A 20,569-nucleotide genomic window follows, 5' to 3' on the forward strand; every position below is an offset into this window, starting at 1 on the left:
TCCCTTCGGAATTTCGAACGGAATGTGTCAACGGTCAGCCGCCCGTCGTGAGGTGCACTCGATCGAGCGCGAGCTTCAGCCCCTTGGCCAACTTCCCGACGTCGTCATTCGCCCGGATGAAGAATAGCCGGGTTTCGTCGTCGAGCATATGGTTGTGCACGGCGGTCACCTTTCGCGCTTCCCGCAAGGCTTTCAGCACCGGGAGCAGCTCTGGGCCGCGCGGCTACGCGGCGCGCCGAAGATTGACCAGCCGCCGGCGACGAGCGCCGCGACTGTCACCAGCAGCACTGCCAGGCTCGGCAGGTGGAAGAACATGTCGCGCCACCTGGGCTCGACGACCGCGCCGGTGCTGAAACTCTCGCCGCTGAACTGGCAAAGGATCCAGGAGGCGCCGCTGCGCACCATGTCCGCATCGATGTCCGAGATCAGCGCGTTCGCGTCGCGTTCGGCCGACGGCATCGTCGCCATATAGGTGAGCAGTGCCTTGGCGGTGGCGAGATAGGCGTGGCTGCATTCGTTGAAGGGGCTTTCCTCATCACCGAGGCTTCCCGGCATCAGGCCCCAGAGGCAGTAGGTGTATTGCAGATTGCCGTGATTGTAGAGCCGCCGGAAGGTCGGGTCGGTCACGGTCTGGCGCCGGGCGAGGTCGAGGATGTCGCCGCGATAGCGCGCGATCACCGCCATCTGGCCGTGGGTCAGGCTGGGGATCTGGATGCCGGGGGAAGGGGGCGTGGAGGACCCGCTATGCGCTTGCGCCGAAGCTGCCAGCAAGACCAGCAGTGCAACCGCCAGAAAGCAGTCAGCCGCCAGGGCGCAGAACCGTGGCGGCCAACGCATCGGATGTCAGGCGTAACGGCGTGCCGGGCCGCGCTGGTCGCGCGCCGCGACCACGCGCGCGGCAACCGCGCCAAAGCCGAGCCCGACGACGGTCCAGAGCACGAGCTGGATGCCGAGCGAAGCGACGCGGAACTGCCACAGCACGATCGCCGAGAAGTTCTCCGGCACCTCGTTGATGTCGGGAAGTGCTGCCTTCACCAGCGCGAAGACCACGAGGAAGGCGAGCCCAGCCACGATCGAGGCGTTCCAGGCGCCGAGCTGGTTCCACAGCCGCTGCGCCAGCCCAACCGCCGCCACCATCGCCGCGATCGAGATCACGATCATGATGAAGAACAGCTCGGTGCGGTAGCCGATGGTTTCGGGATTGCCGACCGCGGGTGGGTTCGCCGGGTATTTGAGGCTGGGCACGACGATCACGGCGAGGAAGCCGAGCAGCGCCAGCAGCGCCGAGGTGCCGCGAGGCCCGAGCGAGCCCAGACGGCCATAGGCATAGGCGAAGACCAGCGAGAACAGCCCACCGAGGGCGGCGCCGTAGACCAGCACGCCGGTTGCGAGGCCAATGCCGGCCTGCGTGGCGCGGCTGACCATCTCGGGCTCCGGCGCCTCGCCGGCGGCCTGGGCCTGCTGTTCCTCGTAGGCGATCGCCTTGTCGACTTGCGGCTCGCCATAGACGCGGGCGAAGGCGAATGCCAGAATCCCCGCGACCAGCCCGACAAGCATGCCGCGCAGCAAAAGTTTTCCGACCATGTCACTATCCCTCTGAGCAATTCCAGGAAAAGTGGGTAGCGGTTTTCCGTCCGGAATTGCGTTCAACCAACCAAGCAATTCCAGGAAAAGTGGGTAGCGGTTTTCCGTCCGGAATTGCGTTCAACCAACCAAGCAATTCCAGGAAAAGTGCGTAACGGTTTCCCGTCCGGAATTGCGTTGAGCCAGAATCGAAAGCGAGTTCAGCGATGCCGAACCGCTTTAGTGGCAGGGGAAGCCGAGCAGGTGGCGGCCGTCATGCACGAATTCGTGCACCGCCGTGCCGCGGATCAGCGACGTCGCGCCTTCTTCCGCGCCGACGAAATAGATCATCAGCATCAGCATCAGGCCGCCGAAGATGGCCCAGGGCAGAAGCTCGCGAACCGGAATCGCAACCGGACCGTAGCTGGGGGCGAAGGTGGTGTCGGACATATTGACCTCCCGTGGGATACTGCGTCCCGTTGATCGAACAATGCTGCGGAATAAGGCCTGACTTTCGGCTGGTGCCGATCACAGTGGCGCGACCGTGCCGGACTCGCACCGGCTTCCAATCCCGTATAGCGCTAAAACACTTGTCAGCACTTCGTTCGCCTGTCAACGACATGTAATGGCGGCACGGCTTCGTGAGGCCTATTTTTCACTGGGCCACGGAGTTTTCATGCTCGCCCGCCTGACGATGATCGCAAGCGCTGCGACGCCCGGCATGCGCAAGGGCCGCTTTCCGAAGGACGAGGCGCCGGATGCGCGGGCCCTCGAGCGTGCGGGCGCGCTGGCCGCTTCGCTGCGCCGCGCCGATCGCGTCTGGACAAGTCCAGCACTTGCCGCGCGGCGGACGGCCCAGGCGCTTGGCCTTGACGCCACGGTCGAGCCGTTGCTTGCCGAGCAGGATTTCGCGCATTGGGCCGGCAAGAGCTTCGAGGAGGTGCAGGCCCAGGACCCGAATGGCATGGCGGCCTGGTTCGCCGACGCGGACGCAGCGCCCCATGGCGGCGAATCGCTTGCCGCCGTCGCCAGGCGCGGTGCCGCGCTGATGGAGCGCCTGGCCGGCGAGAGCGGCCACACCATCGCGCTCACCCATGCCATGCCGATCCGCGCCGCCATGCTGCATGTGCTGGGCGCGCCGCTTTCCTCGGTGTGGAAGATCGACATCGAGCCGCTGTCGCTCACCGAATTCCGCGGCGACGGCCGCCGCTGGGTGCTGCACGCGAGCGGTGTCGTCGTCGCCGGCTGAGCAGTCGGGCGTGAACGGTCCGCCGGCGGATCCTGTCACGCTTGGATAGCCGTTCGGCGCGATATCAAGCTGCTTTACCCTTTCAGCGATCGCTAACGGAACGGAAACGCCTCGCTGCTATGGTGCTGCCCCGTGGCGAGGAGGACCGCGCCCGAGGAGCCCGCCGGATATGGCCAAATTTCCCGAGACCGAGCGCCGTCTTCATGTGCGCGAATTCGTGCTCAAGGAAGCCACGATCATTGCCGGCGGCGTCAGGATCGGCTGCTCGGTCAGGAACCAGCACCATCATGGCGCGGAATTGCGCGTGAGCGTGGATGTCGACATCCCGGAACGCTTCCTGCTCGAGGTTCCGGCCGACGATACAGTCTATCGCGCTTTGGTGCGCTGGCGGCGCAACGACCGCATCGGCGTGGCGCTCTACAGCAATGCGCTGAAGGACTGACGCTCAAAGATAGCGGCGCACGCTCGCCTTGTAGGCGCGGTAGGGTTCGCCGAACTTGCGTTCCAGATAGGCTTCCTCGCGCAGCACCACGCCGTAATGCAGGATCGGGAAGCTCGCGACGAGGGCGACGACGGCCCACCAGCTGTCGAAGAGAAGCCCGATTCCCAGAAGCAGCCCCATCAGGCCAATATAAAGCGGGTTGCGGGTGAAGCCGAACGGACCGCCGGTGATGATCGCGGTGGTCGGCAGCGTCGGGTTCACATTGGTGCCGCCGCGCAACATGGTGGAGCGTCCCCAGGCGATGATCGCAATAGCGAGTACCGCCAGCACGATGCCGAGCACCATGGTCAGTGGCCTGCCGCCGATGGCCAATGGCCAGACATAGCGCAGCGCCAGCATCACGATCAGCGCCACGAGAAAGAGCAGCGGCGGGAACACCGCAACACCCGGATTGTCCGCTTTGTCGTCCGTGGCCATCGTCGCCGGTCCTGAGAAAACCATGCGAATTACTATGCATCCGCGCCGGCCGTGCGGCAATCGCCGCAATCACCGACTGTTAAGGCCGCGGCGCTATGCAAGCGCCTGCCTATTCGAACGCAACCGCGGCGCGCGCGTTCATTGCTGCCGATCAACAGGGAATTTCGCGCATGAGCAGGACAGCCGTTTGGATGGCGCTGATCGCCATCGTTCTCGTGGCTCTTTACCTGTTGCAGGCCAACGGCATGATCAGATTCTAGCGGCGCCGCGCGACCGTCGCAGTCAACAGCAGCGGCTCGCGCCGCAGCACGATCCGCTTGCAGCCTTCTGTTCCTTCAGCCAGCGGTCACGCGGCTTGCAGCTTGCCGGCCGCGGCGACAGCTCCACCTCCACGGCCTCGCCAACAAGGCTTGGCTGCGCCGCCCGGTGCAGTTCCATCGGGCGGACGCCGTCGCTGACCTCGAAGGTCAGCTTCGCCGCCTGATCGAGAGCGACGTGATCCGAGACCTTGCGGATGATCGCGGCGAACTTGCCGGCCGGCATATGGATCGGGCCGCCCTCGTCCACGTCCCATAGCTGGACGAAGATTTCCGACCATGATTCCGGATTCGCTTCGCAATCCAGCGCCGAGAACTGTCCCGCCTTCACCTCGGTGACATGGTAGCCCGGCTTCACCGGCCGCCCGTCATAGCGGAACACCAGCGGCCTGTCCTTGTAACCGGCCAATGCGCCCAGCAGGTCGCCGATGGTCAGGTCGGAGGGGTCAATTGGGGCGACGTTTTTCTGATTGTCAGAAGACAGCATGTCGGCTATTCCTCATTTCAATATTTCAAGGATTATTGAAACATGGATGAACGTCAAGCCCTGATCGCTCTTGGCGCGCTGTCGCAGGAAACCCGCCTGCGCCTGCTGCGCCTTCTGGTCGTTGCCGGACCGGAAGGCATCGCCGCCGGCTCGCTCGCCGGACAGGTCGAGGTCTCGCCGTCCAATGTCAGCTTCCATCTCAAGGAACTGGAACGGTCTGGCCTCGTGACCGCGCGGCGTGATGCCCGCTCGATCGTCTATAGCGCCGAATACGACGCGCTGTCCGGGCTGATCCGGTTCCTGATGGAGGATTGCTGCTCGGGCCGTCCGGAAATCTGCGCGCCGGCGCTTGCCGCGCCTTGCTGCCAGCCGGGCGAGGGGACCCGGCAGTGATCGTCGAGCCCATTGCCCAACCCAAGGCTAAACGATGAGCACCTTCGATCTGTCGCGCCGGTTCGCCGCTGAAGCCCTGGGCACCGGTCTGCTGGTGGCGACAGTCGTCGGCTCCGGCATCATGGCCGACGCGCTGACGCATGACACTGCGCTGGCGCTGCTTGGCAACACGCTTGCGACTGGCGCCATGCTGGTGGTGTTGATCACCATCCTTGGGCCGATCTCCGGCGCACATTTCAATCCCGCCGTCTCGCTGGTGTTCTGTCTCAAACGGTCGCTACCTGCCCGCGATCTTGCCGCCTATCTGGTGGCGCAGGTCGCCGGCGGTATTGCCGGCACGATCGCGGCGCATCTCATGTTCGCCCTGCCGATGCTGGAGGTCGCGACGAAGCTGCGTACCGGGCCGGCACAGTGGTTCTCCGAAGGCGTCGCGACTTTTGGACTTGTCGCCGTCATCCTTGCCGGCCTCCGCTTCGAACTGAAGGCCGTGCCGTGGCTAGTCGGCCTCTATATCACGGCGGCCTATTGGTTCACGGCGTCCACTTCCTTCGCCAATCCCGCCGTCGCTTTGGCGCGCTCGCTGACCAACACCTTCTCCGGCATCAGACCGCTCGATCTGCCGGGCTTCATCATAGCCGAACTGCTCGGCGCCCTGATCGCGCTGGCGCTGATGGGCTGGCTGCTGCGGCCCGGGACCATTCGGCAACCTTTGAAAGCAGAGCCATGACGGTCACGATCTATCACAATCCCGATTGCGGCACCTCCCGCAACACGCTGGCCATGATCCGCGCCAGCGGCGAAGAGCCTGTCGTGATCGAATATCTCAAGACGCCGCCGAGCCGCGAGCGGCTGCTCGAACTGATCGCGGCGATGGGGATCGCTCCGCGTGAGTTACTGCGGGAGAAGGGAACGCCTTACGCCGAGCTTGGCCTCGCCGACCCGAAATGGAGTGACGACGAGCTGATCGATTTCATGCTCGCCCATCCGATCCTGATCAACCGCCCGATCGTCGAAACGCCGAAGGGCACTAGGCTATGCCGGCCGTCGGAAGCGGTGCTGCCGCTGCTCGACAATCCGGTCCGCGAATTCGTCAAGGAAGACGGCGAGAAGGTGGCCTATTAGGCTCCTGCCTGATGCATGTCGCCCAAAAGTGCGCAGGGGTTTGGGAAAACGACAGGCACAAAAACAACTTAGAGCGTCAGATGCTTCATGAAATAGATGGACGCCTTTGGCTTGCCGAGGGGGTCGACGAAGTGATGCGGCACGACACCGACTTCCCGCCAGTTCATGCGCCGATAGAGCCGTTCGCTCGCTCCGCCCTCGGCGGTGTCGAGAAGGAGCAGGGTGCGCTTTCTCTTCCTTGCCTCGTCCTCGACGGATGCCATGAGCGCGGAACCGATGCCTTGCCGCTGGAAATCTCGATGAACGAGGAGCATGTAAACCTCTGCCCGGTGCAGCGCATTCGGTTCCGGCGACAGATGGAGCTGGACGGTGCCGACGAGATTGCCGTCCAGATAGGCGCAGATGAGAAGGCGTTCCCCGCCCGCCACGGAGGGGAAGATGCCTTGCCAATAAAACTGCGCCTGTTCGGCGCCGAACGGCAGGACAAAGCCGACGAGCGCCCCATCCTGGATGCTCTGCATCAATATCTTGGCAAGGGCGCCAAGCTGCGCCTTCGCCTCGGCCTCGTCGATCACCGCGATACGCATGTGGTGCTCTCCCATTGAGGCTCGACAGATAATGGGCTTTGAGCAATCCGTGAAGGCCGAAGCGCCTGCGCCGGTCGCGCGCGACCGCCATGTCCTTGTTTCGGCTCTCGGCGTCACGCAGATCCTCGCCTGGGGATCGTCCTACTACCTGCCCGCGGTGCTTGCCCAGCCGATTGCCAAGGATACCGGCTGGTCGCGCTGATGGGCAAGCTCGCGACGCCGAGCCTCATCGTCCAGGCTGCGGCTCCCTCGATCGGAGCGCTGCTCTTGGGCATGGGCGGCGCCAATCTCGTCCTGATCGCGCTCGCGCTTGCCGCCACCGTCAATGTGGGGCTCTGCGCCTGCCTCATAGCGGCAGTGCGCCGATAGCCCGCGGGCGCCGGCCGAACTTTACATTTTTGTAAATTGCCCTCGGCAGTTAACTCGCGATACGGCTGGCAGGTGGCTCGGTTCGCTTATCCACTTGTTGGGCAACAGCACTCCCGGATCAACGGGCCGGGCAATCCTCAATTTGGGAGAACGCCATGATTCGCAAGGTTCTGGTTGCAGCTTCGGTTGCAGCGCTTTTCAGCATGCCGGCATTTGCTGCCACGCAATATTGGGTGGCACAGGACGCCACGACCAAGAAATGCTCGGTGGTTTCCACGAAGCCGGACGGCAAGAAAATGACGGACGCCGGGACAAAGGCCTATACGTCCCAGGCCAACGCCGAAAAGGCGCTGAAGCTGCTGAAAGACTGCAAGTAAGCTTGCTGTATTGAAGTTCTCGCCCGCTTCGGCATGCCGGAGCGGGCGTTTTTTCGCCGGGACTGCCTTCAGTAGAGCTTCATCCGCGCACGATCGGCCAGGGCAGGCATCTCCCAACCGCTCCGCCTACTTGTCCGCCGCCAACGTCTCGTTGAGCACGGCGGCCAGATGCAGGCCGCCAAGCGCGAGCTGCTCGACCGCCACCGGCGAGAACTGGTCGAAATAGGCCTGGTCGAGGATCACCGCGTGCGGATTGTCTGACTTGATCTGCGTGCCCTTGGGCAGTGCGCGATAAGCGTCCTCGGCCTTTTCGTGGCACTCGGCCAGCCATTTCTCCGGCGTCTGGTCGGCCGCCGGCGTCGATGGCAGATGCGGGATGATATCGGTTTCGAGGTCGAGCGCGACCTTGCCCCAGTCATAGTATTTGAACAGAATCAGGCTGGAATCCCACACCGCGTGGAAGGTGGTGAGGTCGCGATAGGTGGAGCCGTCCGGCTTCGGCCGGTAGACGTTGAAACTCACCGTCAGCGTGTTGCCGCCCTGGTCGCCCTGGCTGCCGTCCAGGCGCTCGACGCAATGCAGCGGCTGCGAGAGGTCGCCGACCAGATGGATGACGAAGGCCAGCGCCATCCAGCGTTCCTCGTCGCTCTTTGCCGGATCGGCCAGGATCTTCTCCTGCGCCGGCAGCGCCCGCATAAGGCAGAAGCCGAAACTCGCATTGTCCTTGCAATCTCGCGCCGGGTCGTAGGCGGTGGTGCTGGCGCTCGCATCCCCGGGCTTCGACGCCAGCGGAATGTCGACGAAATGCCAGTTCGACGTTTCCTTGTGGTTTTCGGCGCGATAGTCGTCGGCCCAGCTTGCCACCGAGGCCAGCGAGACGGTGGCCGGCGGTTGCAGCCTCAGATGCGAGCGCAAAAGCTGCTCGATCGCGTCATAGGCGTTCTGGCTCAGCCTGTGCTGCGCGATCTCGGCGATCACCGCATGCCCTTCCTGGCCCCAGGCCAGCGCCTGGCCGCACATCGGCCCACCCATCGACATCGCCGCCAAGGAAAATGCCGCCGCAGCTTTCCACCTCATCGCCATGCCTCTCCAGACCGGACGTTCGATATGCAAGTACAATGAAAGCTTGTGACACAGACATGAACAATCTCACGAACGCGAGATTTGTGTGAGGCGGAGCAACAGGCAATCTGCGTTGAAGCTCGTCAGGCCGGCGATCATATTTGCAGCGCCGCGCAAAAAGACCGGCCCCGCAATTGCCGGGCCGGGCTCTGACTCATTCACAATCGCGAAGCGCTCCGCTTCAGTCGCGATGCTCCGGCATCGCCTTGAGCTGGTCCTTCGTCCAGCTGGTGACGGCATGCACGTCGCCGTCCTCGTCGCGCATGAAATCGAGCTGGCTGGCGGTGACGGCCACCGGCTTGGCGCCGATGCCGAGGAAGCCGCCGACATCGATGACGACCTGGCTGCCGTGCAGATGGTCGACCGAGCCGATCTTTTCGTCATCGGGGCCATAGATGGCGGCGCCTTCGAGGATGGCGGGCGTGAGCTCGGCATTGGTCAGTCTTACGTGGCTGGTGTGGTCCATGACGGATCTCCTGTGGGGGTACAGGAGGAACCGCCGATGCGGCAGAGGGTTCCGTTGACGAGTGACTGGTCTAAGGCCCACCTCAGAAGGATCGTCCTGACGCTGCCGCCCTTGGCGGCGTTTCCGCCGCGCGGCTAGATCGCGTATGCACGAGGCATATCGCAGGTCGGAATGTGCCTTGGGCGGCCTGTCGTTCTTGCGGTGGAGCGCAGATAGGATTGCCAGTCAGCTCCGCTTTGCCTGCAGGTCTTGCGCCGCCTGCTCGATCGCCGCGCGATCGTTGCCCAGCCGGTCGAGCAGCTCCTGCGCCTCGTCGCCCGAAATGCCGGTGCGCATGGCAAGCGCCTCCACCGTCAGCACATCCGCGCTGTCGATCTCGCGCGTTTCGGGCAGCGCATCGTCCGCCGTCAGCGGCAGGGCCGCTTCGCGGTCGATTTCCATTTCGGCCTGTTGCCAGTGCCGTTCATGGTTGCCAAGGATACCGCCCTCGCGTTGAAAGATATCATAGGCACGCTGCCTGATCTTCTCGGTCCGATCGTCGTCCATCGCCGTTCCTCCTTGCGTGTCACAAGAACGCAGGACAGGGCGGAACGATCCGCGTACTTCACGAAGTAATCGACCGGCCCCAGGTCTCCACCGCGGGCGCGTCGGATCAGGGCCCGTGTATCGCCACCGGCTTGCCGAACATGCCGGGCTCCGGCTTCACGCCCAGTCCCGGCCGCTGCGGAACGGCGATGTGACCTTGGCTGATGACGACCGGGTGCTTCTGGTCGAAATGCCCCTTGATATATTCCTGCGCGATCCAGGCGCCTTCCATGCGGCGTGGCTCGACCGTGGCGGCCAGATGCACGCAGGCCGCCGCGATGATGTCGCCGCCCCAGGCGTCGTCGCAGCTGTGCGGCAGCGAGCGGATGGCGCACAGGTCGCGCACCGTCGTCATCTTGGTGAGGCCGCCGAGACGCGTTACCTTGAAGCCGAAGCCGTCGGCGATGCCGAGCGAGATTGCCCGCAGCACCGCGTTCTGATCCTCGGTGTTCTCGTCGAGATAGACCGGATGCGTGACGCGGCCTTTCAGCGTCGCGATCTCGTCCATGGTGTTGCAGGGTTGCTCGAAGACGAAGGGGATCGCCTGGCAGAGCCGGTCTAGATGGATCGCGGCGGCCGCTGTCAGGCCGCGGTTGCCGTCGACCGCGATGCGCGCCTTGTAGCCGACCGCTTCCCAGACCTTGTGGACGACCGCTACGTCTTCCTCCAGGTTGCGCCCGGCGATCTTGACCTGCAGGCGCGGATAGCCGGCCTTTACCTTGTCGGTGGCGATGCGGGCGGTCTCGTCCGGCGGGCCGACGATCAGCGAATAATAGGCCGGCACGCGATCGGTCAGCGCGCCGCCCAGCAATGTCGAGACCGGCACGCCGAGTTTTTGGCCGAGCAGGTCGAGGAAGGCCATGTCGAAGGCGGCCTTGGCGTAGCCGTGCCCGTTCAGCCTCTCGTCCATGCGTTTGGCGAGCAGCCTGATCGAGGCGACTTCCGCGCCGATCAAACCGGGGGCGATTTCGGCGACAGCGGCGCGGGCGCCAAGCGCATGATGCGGCTGGTAGACCGGGCCGATCGGGCAGGTCTCGCCCCAGCCGCTCAAGCCGCCATCCGTGACGATCTCGACCAGCGTCGAGTCCAGTGCCTCAACATCGGCGCTGGCCATGCGGTAGACGCCGTTTTTGACCGACAGCTGCGCCGAATAGACGTTGATCCGGTCGATGCGCATTCTCGGCTCCCCTGTCGGCTACATCCGCGCCCTGGTTGACGTGGGATCGTAAGGCGAATCCGCGATGACCTCGGCGACTTTCCACTCGCCCAGGATGGCGACATCGAGCTTCGTGCCGGGCCTGGAAAAACGCTCGGGCAACAGCGCCAGCGCCACGTCATGCCCGAGCGCGTAGCCATAGCCGCCGGACGTGATGCGCCCGACCGGCGCGCCGTCGCTATAGAGCCCTTCATTGGCAAGGGAGCTTGCGCCATCGGTGTCGATCCTGAGCGTCACCGAGCGGCGCTGGTCGTTGCGCTCCTTGTATTTCAGCACCGCCTCGCGGCCGACGAAATCGCCCTTGTCGAGGCGGATGAAACGCTCCAGCCCGCTCTCCAGCGCGTTGAGTTCCGGATTCATGTCGCGATACATGGCGCGATAGGATTTCTCCAGCCTGAGCGACTCCAGCGCATGCAGCCCGACCAGCCGCATGCCGTGCTTCTCGCCTTCCTTCAGGATCGCGTCGAGCAACTGCCGCTGGTAGGGCAGGGGGTGGTAGAGCTCCCAGCCGAGCTCGCCTTCATAGTTGACGCGCAGCAGCCGCACGTCGCTGGCGAGAGCCACGTTGCCGGTCTTGACGCCGAACCACGGGAAGCTTTCGTTGGAAAGGTCAACCTCCGTCAGCGGCTGCAGCACGTCTCGCGCCTTCGGGCCAACGACCGTGAAACAGCCGCGATCGTTGGTGACGTTCTTCAGGCTCACGCTGCCGTCGGCGGGGAGGAGTCTTGAGAGGTCGTCGAAATTCCAGCGCTCGGCGCGCGGCGTCGAGATCAGGTAGAACAGGTCCTCGCCGAGACGCGCCACCATATATTCCGCCTGCACGCCGCCGCTTGCGGTCAGGTGATGCGCCAGCGTCACCTTGCCGGCCGCGGGCAGGCGGTTGGCCAGGATCCTGTCCAGCCACGCGGCCGCGTTAGGGCCGGATACCTCGAACTTGGTCATCGGCGTCATCTCGACCAGGCCAACGGCGTTGCGCACCGCCTGCACCTCCTCGCCGACGAAGTTTCCTTTAGGCGTCCAGCGCCAGCTATACTGATCCTTGGCCTCGACGCCCCTGGGCGCGAACCAGTTGGGCATCTCCCAGCCATTGAGCACGCCCCAGACCGCACCCAGTTCAGTCAGCCTGTCATAGGAGGGCGCGGTCTTCTGCGGCCGCGCGGCGGGCATGTCCTGCCCCGGATATTTCTGCTCCGCATGTGTGCCCCAGGCCTCGCGCACCTTCTCGCGCGTCCAGGCCTTGTTGGCGTATTCGCCGAAGCGGCGCGGGTCGAGGTCGGAGGTGTCGAGGCTGTTGCCGCCCTCGACAATGCGCTCCGACAGATAATAGCCGATCGTGCCGCCCCACAGGATGCCGCCCGGCACGCCTTCGGCCAGCCAGACATTGGGCAGGCCCCAGGCCGGTCCCATCAAAGGCAGCTCATCCGCCGTCATCTGGAAGGGGCCGCGCACATTGGCCTTGATGCCGACCCGCCCGAGTGCCGGCACCAGTTGCAGCGCCTGTTCCCAGTTCCACGACACCGCCTCGAAATCCTCTTCCAGCAGATCGGCGCCGAACCAGGCGGGCACGCCGTCCTCGGCGAACAGCTTCAGCTTCGCGGTGCGCTCGTAAGGCCCGAACATCAGCCCGTCGCCTTCCTCGCGCAGATAGCCCTCGAAACCTTCGTCGCGCAGGATCGGCATCTCAGGGCGTCCAACACGTTTGCGCTCCACGATCTCCGGCACGGCCTCGGTGATCCAGTACTGGTGCAGAATCGGGATCGCCGGGATGTCGAGGCCGAGCAGCGCGCCGGTCTGGCGCGCGTAATTGCCGGTGGCTGAGATCACATGCTCGCAGGTGATGTCGCCCTGGTTGGTCTGGACAAGCCACTCGCCACTGGGCGTCCGCTCGAAGCCGGTGACCTCGGTGCTGAGATAGACCTTGGCGCCGAGATCCCGCGCGCCCTTGGCCATGGCATGCGTCACGTCGGCCGGCGCGATATGGCCGTCATCGGGATGATAGAGCGCGCCGAGCATCTCTCTGTTGTCGAGCAGCGGCCAGAGTTTTCGCGCTTCATCCGGCGTCAGCAGCTGAGCCCGCATGCCTTGCACTTCGGCGACGCTCATATAGCTCTTATATTCGTCGAGCCGGTCCCGCGAATTGGCGATGCGCAGCTGCCCGCATTTGTGCCAGCCGACCGGTTGCCCGGTCTCGGCTTCGAGACCCTCGTAGATCTCGATGCTCCGGCTGATCATCCGCCCGACATTGATGTTGCGGGCATAGGACGGGATCAGTCCCGCCGCATGCCAGGTCGAGCCTGCGGTGAGCTGCGTGCGTTCGAGCAGCGCCACATCTGTCCAGCCGCGCTTGGCCAGGCCGTAGAGAATACCCGCTCCGACGCATCCCCCGCCAACGATCACCACCCGCGCATGTGTCTGCATCAAACCACCAATTTTCGACCGAGCTGAGAAAACTGCGGTCGAAGCTACAGGCGGCAAAACGCCGTGTAACGCCTTCAAAAATTAGGGGTCATGATAAGTTGGATTTATGCAGCGGCCTTGCGCGGCAGGTTCACGGCAGCCTGGCTTTCACTGAACCTGCCCGTCTTGCGCCGTCTCGTCCTTGAAGTCGACTTTCGTGCCGGGCTTGACCATGGCGGCGAGGTCCTCGGCGTCCCAATTGGTGAGCCGGATGCAGCCATGCGAGAAGGTCGTGCCGATCTTGCCGGGGTCGGGCGTGCCGTGGATGCCATAGCTTTCGATCGAGAGGTCGATCCAGACCGATCCGACCGGATTGTTCGGACCCTTGGCGATGGTGAACGGCCGCTTGGTCTTCACCCCCTTGAAGGCGAATTTCGGATTGTAATGATAGGTCGGATTGTGGACGACGCGCTTGACCTCCGCCGCGCCGCTCGGCGCCGGCTTCTCCTCGCTGCCGATCGAGGCGGGGTAGGTGGCAATCGCTTTGCCTGACGGATCGAGCACGCGCACCTGGCGGGACGCCTTGTCCACCTCGACACTCACAACGGCTGCGGGAAGATCGCCACGGCCGATATCGGGCACCACCAGCGTCTCGTCGGCCTTCCTGAAACCGGTTTTGGGATTGAGCATCCTCAGCATTTGCTCGCTGACATGGAAACGCTCCGCCAGTTTTTCGCGCGCGTTGCGGTAGCCGAGCCGCTTCAGATGCGCCATCCGCTCCATGCGCGCGGGAATACGCTTGGTGAAGGGCCCGCGCACATCCTTTGCCGTGACGTCGTAATTTGTCAGCACCGGGCCGGCGAAGGTTGTGGTCAGCTTGTCCCAGGTCTCGCGCGTCAGCTTGCCGTCGGAGGGCAGTCCGTTCGCTGCCTGGAAGGCCGCGACGGCTTTGGCGAAATTGTCGGAAAGGCGACCGTCGATCAGGCCGGGGGAGAAGCGGGCGCGATCCAGAAGGATCTGCGCCTTGAGCAGCATCGGATCGGCACCCTTAGGTTCGCCGTCGCTGAATTGGGCTTGGTTGACGGTGTCGAGGTCGAGTTTCGCTGCCTTCACTCCACCGCACGCGAGCGTGAGCGCCACCGCAACGACGAGAAAGAGCCTGACCATCGATGTCACTCCGCGATCGCGACAAAAGCCTGTCTCTATGACGCGGCACGGCCGATCTGGTTCCTGTCGTGGGGAGCGCACGAAGGACATCGTGAATGTGCGCTTTCCACCATATGCGTTTGAATTTTAAGCTGGAAACCAGTTCCCAAGAACGCGGATAGGTGGCATTATCGCATAAGGGCCTATGCATTTTCTTATTAATGGCCCCCCGTCCTGGTAACCGGCGGCCCCCCCCAACGCCCCCCGCCCGTGCCGTCGGTTGCCCCATTTAGGGATCTAATGCATGTCGCCCAGAAGTGTGCAGCGGTTCTGGGACAACGACATGCATCAAAACAAAGACTTAAAGCGCGTCGCCTGAATCCGGTTCAGCGCGACGCGCTTTAGAATCCACAAATCCAGGCAGGCCTTCTCGTCGGAAGAAGGAGGCGGCGTTTGCCGCCGCCTCCTTCGTCAGGCATGCTTCGGCTGGGCGTTTCCTATGGTGGGGGGAATTGCGCCATCCTCGATGAGGATGTCCTTCCTGCGCGCAAAGGCAACGAACACGCCTTTTGCTGTTTCCGCGTCGATATCCCCGGCCAGGGCGGCCTTGCAGGCACGGATCGCCGCCTTCTGCTCGGGGCTGTTGCCACACCAGTCGATGACAAATTGATAGGCGTCCACGACAGTGTTCAACTGACGCGGGAATCCCAATCCAACCCAGACGCGGATCGGCTTTTCGAACGGTTTAGCGAGCATTTCGAACTGCCTCCTGCAACGACTCTACGCCACCGCTCCGCCGCCGCGTCCGCCTTTGCCGGTCATCCAAGGCAAAGTGATGCTCACGTCCTCATGGATTTTGACCGACTTTGCGAAACCGCAGAACGCATCCCTGGCGGCGCTCAGTGGGTAGCTGCTGTCGAATGCCCGTTGGCAGGCATGCAGGGCGGTTTGATAGACGGTGCCGCGTCTGTTCTTGGGCCATTCGTAGAGAAATTCCAGGGCGTCTTCGACGCACGCGATTTCCTGGATGAGGCTGTTCCCGCTCTTCACGAAAACGGGGCTATCAAACATGCGATCGTTCATAAGATCCTCCAAGTCGAACGAACAATTTGAGCTTCGGATGGGCTAAGACCGACGTCGGTCCACGCCTGGCTGTGATATGGTTTTTTGGGTTTTGACCGTCAAGACTGCCGGCCAAGTTCGAACGCCTGCCGTTCTCCTCGCGCGCGAAATCGAGGGCGGCTCGTCATTTGCTGGAATCGAGCTTCAGGATACGTCCCCGGTCCAAACGGAATATCCCGTCGGTGCCGCCTTGCTGCTCGAAATCAGTCTGAAGCTCATCCCAGGTGCCGAGATATTTTCCGCATTCGGCGCAATGGATTGGGGTTGCTGGTTGAGCATCGGCCGGAATCTGCAAACGGATAACGCCGCAAAACGGGCATTCCAATTTATGATTCAGATACTCGGCGGTCATGGTCGCGGAATATCCCGCAATCGGCATGCCTGCGCAAGTCGACGGGCTATGACGACAGATCATCCGGCGCGAGCAGCCGGTCACAAACGGCTTGAACCGAAAGTCTGAACGCGCGCGCGTATCATGCGGGCTTCTCGCAAAAGCGAAGGTCGGTCGCGGCCTATCGCCTTTATCAACCTCCTGGCTTGAGCGTCCGAGATGCCTGTTTTCTCTCTCAGCAAAATGACGAGCTGTTTGTCGTCAATGCGGTCATGGGAACTGCCTTCACCGGGTTCAGTCATTTCAAGGATCCTCCTTCCAACTGAATTAGAAGGGCCGTCGAAAGTTTCATCGTCGCCTTGATTTGCTTTACCGCTCCGCACTGGCGCTATCTGCCCAGCGGTCTGAGGGGCCATGCGCGCGGCGCGAATTTTCGGCCTGGACCGCCACCCGTCGATCAACCGCTGACCCGCGCGGATGCTTCTGCTATCGCCCGCTTCAACTCCCGGGGCTCGTACGGCTTCTGCAGCGTCAGCTCGTTTTCGAACCCGCCGGTCAGGCCGGGGGAACCGTAGCCGGTGGCGAAGAGGAAAGGGATGCCGCGCCGGCGCAGAATTTCGGCCACCGGGAAGGACGTTGAGCCAGCCAGGTTTATGTCGAGAACGGCGAAGTCCACATCCGCTTCGTTGGCGAACTGCATGGCTTCGTCCACCTGGGCAAAAGTCCCGATTACTTGATGCCCCATTTCAGACAGCAGGTCTTCCAGAAGCATGGCGACGAGGACCTCATCCTCGACGATCAGGACCCGCCTTGCCTCCTTGTTCCTCACCCCGCTCTCCAAGCAATCGTTGCCCGGCAGGCAGGGGTGCCACGATCGTGCACACAAGGCCGGTGGACGCGTAGTCAACGCGCACATCGCCGCCAAGTTCCGATGCCAGCGCCCGCTCGATCAGGCGCGAGCCGAAGCCCTTGCGTTTCGGTTTGGCAACCTGGGGGCCACCGGCCTCTTCCCAGTGCAGGACAAGCCGGCGGTTGCCGTCGGCACCTTCGATCCGCCAGACGATCACGACATGGCCGCCTTTGGACGACAGCGAGCCATACTTGGCGGCATTGGTGCTGAGTTCGTGCAAGGCCATCGAAATTGCCAGCGACGCGCTTGGCGTGAGCCTGACATCGGGACCTTCGATCCGGAAGCGGTTTTGTCCGCCCCCGTGCGGCTTGACCGTGTCGGAAATGATGTCGCCAAGATTGGCGCTCTGCCAGCTTTCGCGCGTCAACACGTCGTGGGCATTTGCAAGGTTGAGCAGCCGCGAACTGAATGCACCCCGTGCTTCGTCCAGCGAGGATGCGTGGCTGAGCGTCTGGGAGGCGATGGACTGGACAACCGCCATCGTATTCTTGACGCGGTGGTTGAGCTCGGCCATCAGGGTTTTCCTGTGCTGGTCGGCGCGGCGGCGCTCGGTCATGTCGCGCGCGATCGTGGATGCGCCGACGGCGTTGCCCGCCTCGTCCCTGATCGGGGATACGGTCAACGAAACCCAGACGATGCTCCCGTCCTTGCGCTGGCGTCGCGTTTCGTAATGCTGGATATGCTCGCTCTGGATACGGTTCAGAATATGCACCTCCTCCTCGTGGCGATCTGGTGGCACCAAGGTCATGACGGACTTGCCGACGATCTCTTCGGTCTCATAGCCGAACAGTCGCCGCGCACCTTCGTTCCAGCTGGTTATGATGCCGTCGAGGGTCTTGCTCATGATCGCATCGTCTGAGGATTCAACGATCGCGGCCAGCCGTTTTGCCACGCCCTCGGCATGCTTGCGCTCGGTGATATCCTCGATGGCGAGCAGGATCAGATCGTCGCGGCCACCTCCCTGAGCGAGCCTGCGGGCATCGAGCAGCATGCAGCGCCGTCCTGTGTCGCGAACACCGTGTTCCACCTCGTAGTCGGTGACTTCCCGGTTCTTCGACAGGACTTCCGCGAGAAGCGTGCGCAGGGCGGGAATGTCCCACTGCCCGTTGCCGAGATCGTACAGCAGGCTGCCCACGGTTTCCTTCGCCGCCACCCTGAATAGCTCATAGAAGGCCCGATTGGCCGACTGGACGCGCAGCCTGGCGTCGAGGACGAGCAAGGGCTGCCGCACGGTCCCGACGATGGCTTCGGCATAGATCCTCGCATCATTGACCGCCAGCGCGGCCGCTTTGCGTTCGGTGACGTCGTCGAAAGTGACGACGACGCCGGCAATGCGATTGTCGCGCGTGCGGTAGGGCAGCATGCGCCGCAGGAACCACTGTCCCGCATCGCCCGGGACCTCGACCTCGATGGTGGTCAGCCTCTTCAACACCGTTTCGGCGTCCGACAAAAGATTCTCGTCGGAGAATTTGCGCGCGAAATGGGCGATCGGCCGGCCGATGTCCGACGTCACCAGATCGAACAGTTCCTTCGTCGCCGGCGCGAACCACTTGATCGCCAGCTTGTCGTCCAGGAACAGCGTCGCCGTTTCCGACCCCGCCAGCAGGTTGTTCAGGTCGTTGGTGCTCCATTCCAGTTCGGCGATCTTGTGCTGGAGCTGGCTGTTGACGGTGTTCAGTTCCTCGTTGAAGGACTGCAGTTCCTCCTTGGAGGTCTCCAGTTCCTCATTGGTGGACTGCAGTTCCTCGTTCATCGAGGTCGCTTCCTCGTTCGACGCCTTCAGCTCCTCGTTGGCGGTTTCCAGATGCTCGATCGTGTTGCGCAACTCGGCGCGCATCGAAGTGAGCTCTTCCTGCAGCGCCTGCTCGCCGGCATTCGTATCCCTTGCATCCTCGCGGGCAGGGGGCGGCCTGGATTCGGCTGCCGGCGGCCCTGGTGTGAAGCTCACGAGCGTGAATTTGCTGCCTTGCGGCGAAGGGGGCAGCGGCACCACCGTCATGGTGACGTCTCGCGACGATCCGCTGCGGTGCATGCGGCCATGGACCGTGACGCTCTTGTCGCCCCTCGAGGCGTCGCGTAGCGCGCCGCGAAGTGTCAAGGCCAACCCATCGCGGGCCATCGCCAGCAGGTCCCTGGTGGGCTCGCCCGACGGCTGTTCCAGATAGTCGCGGGTCGTTCCATGGAAATAGACGACGCGTCCCTTCTGGTCGATGAGCGCGGAAGCCGGCGCGTAGCGCTCCAGCAATGCGCGGCGGGCGACGTCGGCGACAGGTGTGCAACCTGCTTCCTGTGGCGCGCTCGACTGCCCTTCCGCTGGTCCTGCCGCGGTCGAACCGCGCAGCGGCTGATAATCGACGAGGTCGTGCCTTGTCGGCCCGGTCCGGCGGTATATCCGCCATTTCTTCGAGACCGTTTCGAACAGGTCGTCATGCCGTCCGATCGTCTCGGCATTGCCGAGAAACAGGTGTCCGTCCGAACGCAGGGCGAAATGGCATTGGGCGATGATGCGCTGCTGCGCTTCCGCCTCGAGATAGATCAGGAAATTACGGCATGAGACGATGTCGAGCCGCGAGAACGGCGGGTCGCGCAACAGATTCTGTGTCGCGAACACCACCATGTCGCGAAGCTCCTTGCTGACCTGGAACGAGCCGTCGAGCTTCTCGAAGAAGCGGCGGACCCGTTCCGGCGGGAAGCCGGCAAGCGCTGCCGCCGGGTAGATGCCGTCGCGCGCCTTGCGCAGATTGTCTTCCTGCGCATCCGTGGCGAAAACCTTCACGTCGAAACGCTTCCCCGCGGCTTCGGCGTGCTCGGTCACCAGCATGGCAATGGAATAGGCTTCTTCTCCGGTGGCGCAGGCGGGTACCCAGATACGAACCGGTCGGCCGCTTTCGCGCTCGGCGACGAGGGGCGCGATCACCAGTTCGCCGAGCGCCCGCCACGCCTCCGCGTCACGGAAGAAACCGGTGACGCTGATCATCAGGTCGGTGACGAGGATGGCCAGTTCATCAGGATTGGCGTGCAGGTCGTGCACGTAGTCGGCGAGCGTTTCGATGTTCCTCAGCCCCATGCGGCGATGAATGCGCCGCGTGAGTGTGTTGCGCTTGTAGCTGCCGAAATCGTGTCCGTTGCGGGCGCGCACGACCTCCAGGAGCTGGTCGATCGTCGCCTCGCCCATCGGGGAGACGGGCTCGACCTGGGCAGGGGCGGAAACGTAATCGTGATGGACATAGGCAAGCAGGATTTCGGGCATCCTCTCGGGAGCCAGCACGTGGTCGGCGAGACCGGCGGCGATCGCGCTCCTCGGCATGCCGTCGAACTTGGCCGTTTCCGGCGCCTGCACCAGGCTCATGCCGCCCTCGGCCCTGATCTCCTTCAGGCCCTCTGTGCCGTTGCTTCCCGTGCCCGAGAACACGATGGCGACCGAACGCTGGCGCTGCTCCGTCGCGATCGAGGCAAACAGGACATCGACCGGATGCCGCTGGCCGCGCGGCTCCGAAGGTTTCGAAACTTCCAGCCTGCCCCCTGCCAGTTTGATCTCGGTTGCGGGGGCGATGACGAAGACGTGGTCGGGCGCGAGCCGCATTCCGTCCTCGACCTGCGCGACCGGCATTTTGGTATGGCCGCTCAGGATGCGGGCCATCTCGCTTTCGCGTTTCGGGTCGAGATGCAGCACCACCACGAAGGCGCAGCCGCTGTCGGCCGGCATCGCATCGAAGAAGTTGCTCAGGGCTTCGATGCCACCGGCCGAGGCGCCGATGCCGACGACCGGAATGACTTTGTCCGAATCTGCGTCGGCGGCCCTCGACCCGCTGGCGTCTATCGGCTTCGCCTTCGGGCGGCGGCGCGAACGATTTTCCTTTTTGTCTGGTCGCTTTGCCATGGACGCTTCTC

The 20,569-nt window shown here is 63.5% G+C and carries 26 protein-coding genes and 1 riboswitch; of the genes, 8 read left to right on the forward strand and 18 right to left on the reverse strand.

Going from position 1 to position 20,569, the window contains the following annotated elements; translation table 11 throughout:
* Positions 1-34: 34 nt before the first annotated feature.
* From ACWGS9_RS04870 to ACWGS9_RS04885, 4 genes are all read right to left on the reverse strand, one after another.
* Entirely contained in the window at positions 35-169 is a 135-nt protein-coding gene (locus ACWGS9_RS04870; protein ID WP_454504152.1) for a DUF1259 domain-containing protein, read from the reverse strand.
* 23 nt (positions 170-192) lie between these two features.
* Entirely contained in the window at positions 193-837 is a 645-nt protein-coding gene (locus ACWGS9_RS04875) for a hypothetical protein (RefSeq protein WP_454504153.1), read from the reverse strand.
* 6 nt (positions 838-843) lie between these two features.
* Positions 844-1,584, reverse strand: a complete 741-nt coding sequence (locus tag ACWGS9_RS04880) for a CbtA family protein (RefSeq protein ID WP_454504154.1) — start codon at positions 1,582-1,584, stop codon at positions 844-846.
* Positions 1,585-1,803: 219 nt separating this feature from the next.
* Complete coding sequence (locus ACWGS9_RS04885; protein WP_454504155.1) at positions 1,804-2,013, reverse strand: CbtB domain-containing protein; 210 nt, start codon at positions 2,011-2,013, stop codon at positions 1,804-1,806.
* Positions 2,014-2,157: riboswitch (adenosylcobalamin (AdoCbl) riboswitch) on the reverse strand.
* Between the two features lie 82 nt (positions 2,158-2,239).
* Between ACWGS9_RS04885 and ACWGS9_RS04890 the strand changes: the two genes are divergently transcribed.
* Both ACWGS9_RS04890 and ACWGS9_RS04895 read left to right on the forward strand, forming a co-directional pair.
* Positions 2,240-2,812, forward strand: a complete 573-nt coding sequence (locus ACWGS9_RS04890) for a histidine phosphatase family protein (RefSeq protein ID WP_454504156.1) — start codon at positions 2,240-2,242, stop codon at positions 2,810-2,812.
* 169 nt (positions 2,813-2,981) lie between these two features.
* Positions 2,982-3,254, forward strand: coding sequence for a PilZ domain-containing protein (locus tag ACWGS9_RS04895; protein ID WP_320310085.1), 273 nt, complete (start codon positions 2,982-2,984; stop codon positions 3,252-3,254).
* Between the two features lie 3 nt (positions 3,255-3,257).
* Here ACWGS9_RS04895 and ACWGS9_RS04900 read toward each other — a convergent pair whose 3' ends face one another.
* Positions 3,258-3,731 (reverse strand): methyltransferase family protein, encoded by a 474-nt coding sequence (locus ACWGS9_RS04900; protein WP_454504157.1) that lies wholly within the window; start codon positions 3,729-3,731, stop codon positions 3,258-3,260.
* A gap of 282 nt (positions 3,732-4,013) precedes the next feature.
* Entirely contained in the window at positions 4,014-4,535 is a 522-nt protein-coding gene (locus tag ACWGS9_RS04905; RefSeq protein ID WP_454504158.1) for a DUF6428 family protein, read from the reverse strand.
* Positions 4,536-4,577: 42 nt separating this feature from the next.
* Between ACWGS9_RS04905 and ACWGS9_RS04910 the strand changes: the two genes are divergently transcribed.
* The 3 genes from ACWGS9_RS04910 to arsC are packed head-to-tail and all read left to right on the forward strand — an operon-like array spanning position 4,578 to position 6,050.
* Positions 4,578-4,928, forward strand: a complete 351-nt coding sequence (locus ACWGS9_RS04910; RefSeq protein ID WP_454504159.1) for an ArsR/SmtB family transcription factor — start codon at positions 4,578-4,580, stop codon at positions 4,926-4,928.
* A 34-nt stretch (positions 4,929-4,962) separates the two neighbouring features.
* Positions 4,963-5,655, forward strand: a complete 693-nt coding sequence (locus ACWGS9_RS04915) for an aquaporin (protein ID WP_454504160.1) — start codon at positions 4,963-4,965, stop codon at positions 5,653-5,655.
* Positions 5,652-6,050 carry an arsenate reductase (glutaredoxin) gene (gene arsC, locus ACWGS9_RS04920; RefSeq protein WP_454504161.1) on the forward strand — a complete coding sequence of 133 codons (399 nt, stop codon included), beginning with the start codon at positions 5,652-5,654 and terminating at the stop codon, positions 6,048-6,050. Before ACWGS9_RS04915 ends, arsC begins: the two co-directional genes overlap by 4 nt.
* A gap of 68 nt (positions 6,051-6,118) precedes the next feature.
* On the opposite strand, the gene ACWGS9_RS04925 is transcribed toward arsC, so the two are convergent.
* Entirely contained in the window at positions 6,119-6,625 is a 507-nt protein-coding gene (locus ACWGS9_RS04925) for a GNAT family N-acetyltransferase (protein WP_454504162.1), read from the reverse strand.
* A gap of 61 nt (positions 6,626-6,686) precedes the next feature.
* On the opposite strand from ACWGS9_RS04925, the gene ACWGS9_RS04930 reads away from it, so the two are divergent.
* From ACWGS9_RS04930 to ACWGS9_RS04940, 3 genes are all read left to right on the forward strand, one after another.
* The gene (locus ACWGS9_RS04930; RefSeq protein ID WP_454504301.1) at positions 6,687-6,839 is read left to right on the forward strand and encodes a hypothetical protein; all 153 of its coding nucleotides are present in this window, start codon (positions 6,687-6,689) and stop codon (positions 6,837-6,839) included.
* The gene (locus ACWGS9_RS04935) at positions 6,839-7,006 is read left to right on the forward strand and encodes a hypothetical protein (RefSeq protein ID WP_454504163.1); all 168 of its coding nucleotides are present in this window, start codon (positions 6,839-6,841) and stop codon (positions 7,004-7,006) included. The genes ACWGS9_RS04930 and ACWGS9_RS04935 overlap by 1 nt, the downstream gene beginning before the upstream one ends.
* Positions 7,007-7,161: 155 nt before the next feature.
* On the forward strand, positions 7,162-7,383 hold the full coding sequence (locus ACWGS9_RS04940) for a hypothetical protein (RefSeq protein ID WP_454504164.1): 222 nt from the start codon (positions 7,162-7,164) through the stop codon (positions 7,381-7,383).
* A 126-nt stretch (positions 7,384-7,509) separates the two neighbouring features.
* Here ACWGS9_RS04940 and ACWGS9_RS04945 read toward each other — a convergent pair whose 3' ends face one another.
* From ACWGS9_RS04945 to ACWGS9_RS04995, 11 genes are all read right to left on the reverse strand, one after another.
* Positions 7,510-8,460: a S1/P1 nuclease gene (locus ACWGS9_RS04945; protein ID WP_454504165.1), complete on the reverse strand. Its 951-nt coding sequence runs from the start codon at positions 8,458-8,460 to the stop codon at positions 7,510-7,512.
* Between the two features lie 226 nt (positions 8,461-8,686).
* Positions 8,687-8,971: a PRC-barrel domain containing protein gene (locus tag ACWGS9_RS04950; RefSeq protein WP_454504166.1), complete on the reverse strand. Its 285-nt coding sequence runs from the start codon at positions 8,969-8,971 to the stop codon at positions 8,687-8,689.
* A 225-nt stretch (positions 8,972-9,196) separates the two neighbouring features.
* Positions 9,197-9,517, reverse strand: coding sequence for a DUF2934 domain-containing protein (locus tag ACWGS9_RS04955; RefSeq protein WP_454504167.1), 321 nt, complete (start codon positions 9,515-9,517; stop codon positions 9,197-9,199).
* Between the two features lie 106 nt (positions 9,518-9,623).
* Positions 9,624-10,733: a mandelate racemase/muconate lactonizing enzyme family protein gene (locus ACWGS9_RS04960; RefSeq protein WP_454504168.1), complete on the reverse strand. Its 1,110-nt coding sequence runs from the start codon at positions 10,731-10,733 to the stop codon at positions 9,624-9,626.
* 18 nt (positions 10,734-10,751) lie between these two features.
* Positions 10,752-13,190: a GcvT family protein gene (locus ACWGS9_RS04965; protein ID WP_454504169.1), complete on the reverse strand. Its 2,439-nt coding sequence runs from the start codon at positions 13,188-13,190 to the stop codon at positions 10,752-10,754.
* A gap of 147 nt (positions 13,191-13,337) precedes the next feature.
* Positions 13,338-14,336, reverse strand: coding sequence for a L,D-transpeptidase (locus ACWGS9_RS04970; protein ID WP_454504170.1), 999 nt, complete (start codon positions 14,334-14,336; stop codon positions 13,338-13,340).
* 450 nt (positions 14,337-14,786) lie between these two features.
* Entirely contained in the window at positions 14,787-15,071 is a 285-nt protein-coding gene (locus ACWGS9_RS04975; RefSeq protein WP_454504171.1) for a DUF982 domain-containing protein, read from the reverse strand.
* 24 nt (positions 15,072-15,095) lie between these two features.
* A complete protein-coding gene (locus ACWGS9_RS04980; RefSeq protein WP_454504172.1) occupies positions 15,096-15,398 on the reverse strand; it encodes a DUF982 domain-containing protein in 303 nt (100 codons plus the stop codon).
* 163 nt (positions 15,399-15,561) lie between these two features.
* On the reverse strand, positions 15,562-15,789 hold the full coding sequence (locus ACWGS9_RS04985; RefSeq protein ID WP_454504173.1) for a hypothetical protein: 228 nt from the start codon (positions 15,787-15,789) through the stop codon (positions 15,562-15,564).
* A 436-nt stretch (positions 15,790-16,225) separates the two neighbouring features.
* A complete protein-coding gene (locus tag ACWGS9_RS04990) occupies positions 16,226-16,597 on the reverse strand; it encodes a response regulator (protein WP_454504174.1) in 372 nt (123 codons plus the stop codon).
* Positions 16,554-20,558: a chemotaxis protein CheB gene (locus tag ACWGS9_RS04995; RefSeq protein WP_454504175.1), complete on the reverse strand. Its 4,005-nt coding sequence runs from the start codon at positions 20,556-20,558 to the stop codon at positions 16,554-16,556. Before ACWGS9_RS04995 ends, ACWGS9_RS04990 begins: the two co-directional genes overlap by 44 nt.
* Positions 20,559-20,569 lie beyond the last annotated feature (11 nt).

The organism is Mesorhizobium sp. Arg314, assembly GCF_053714275.1.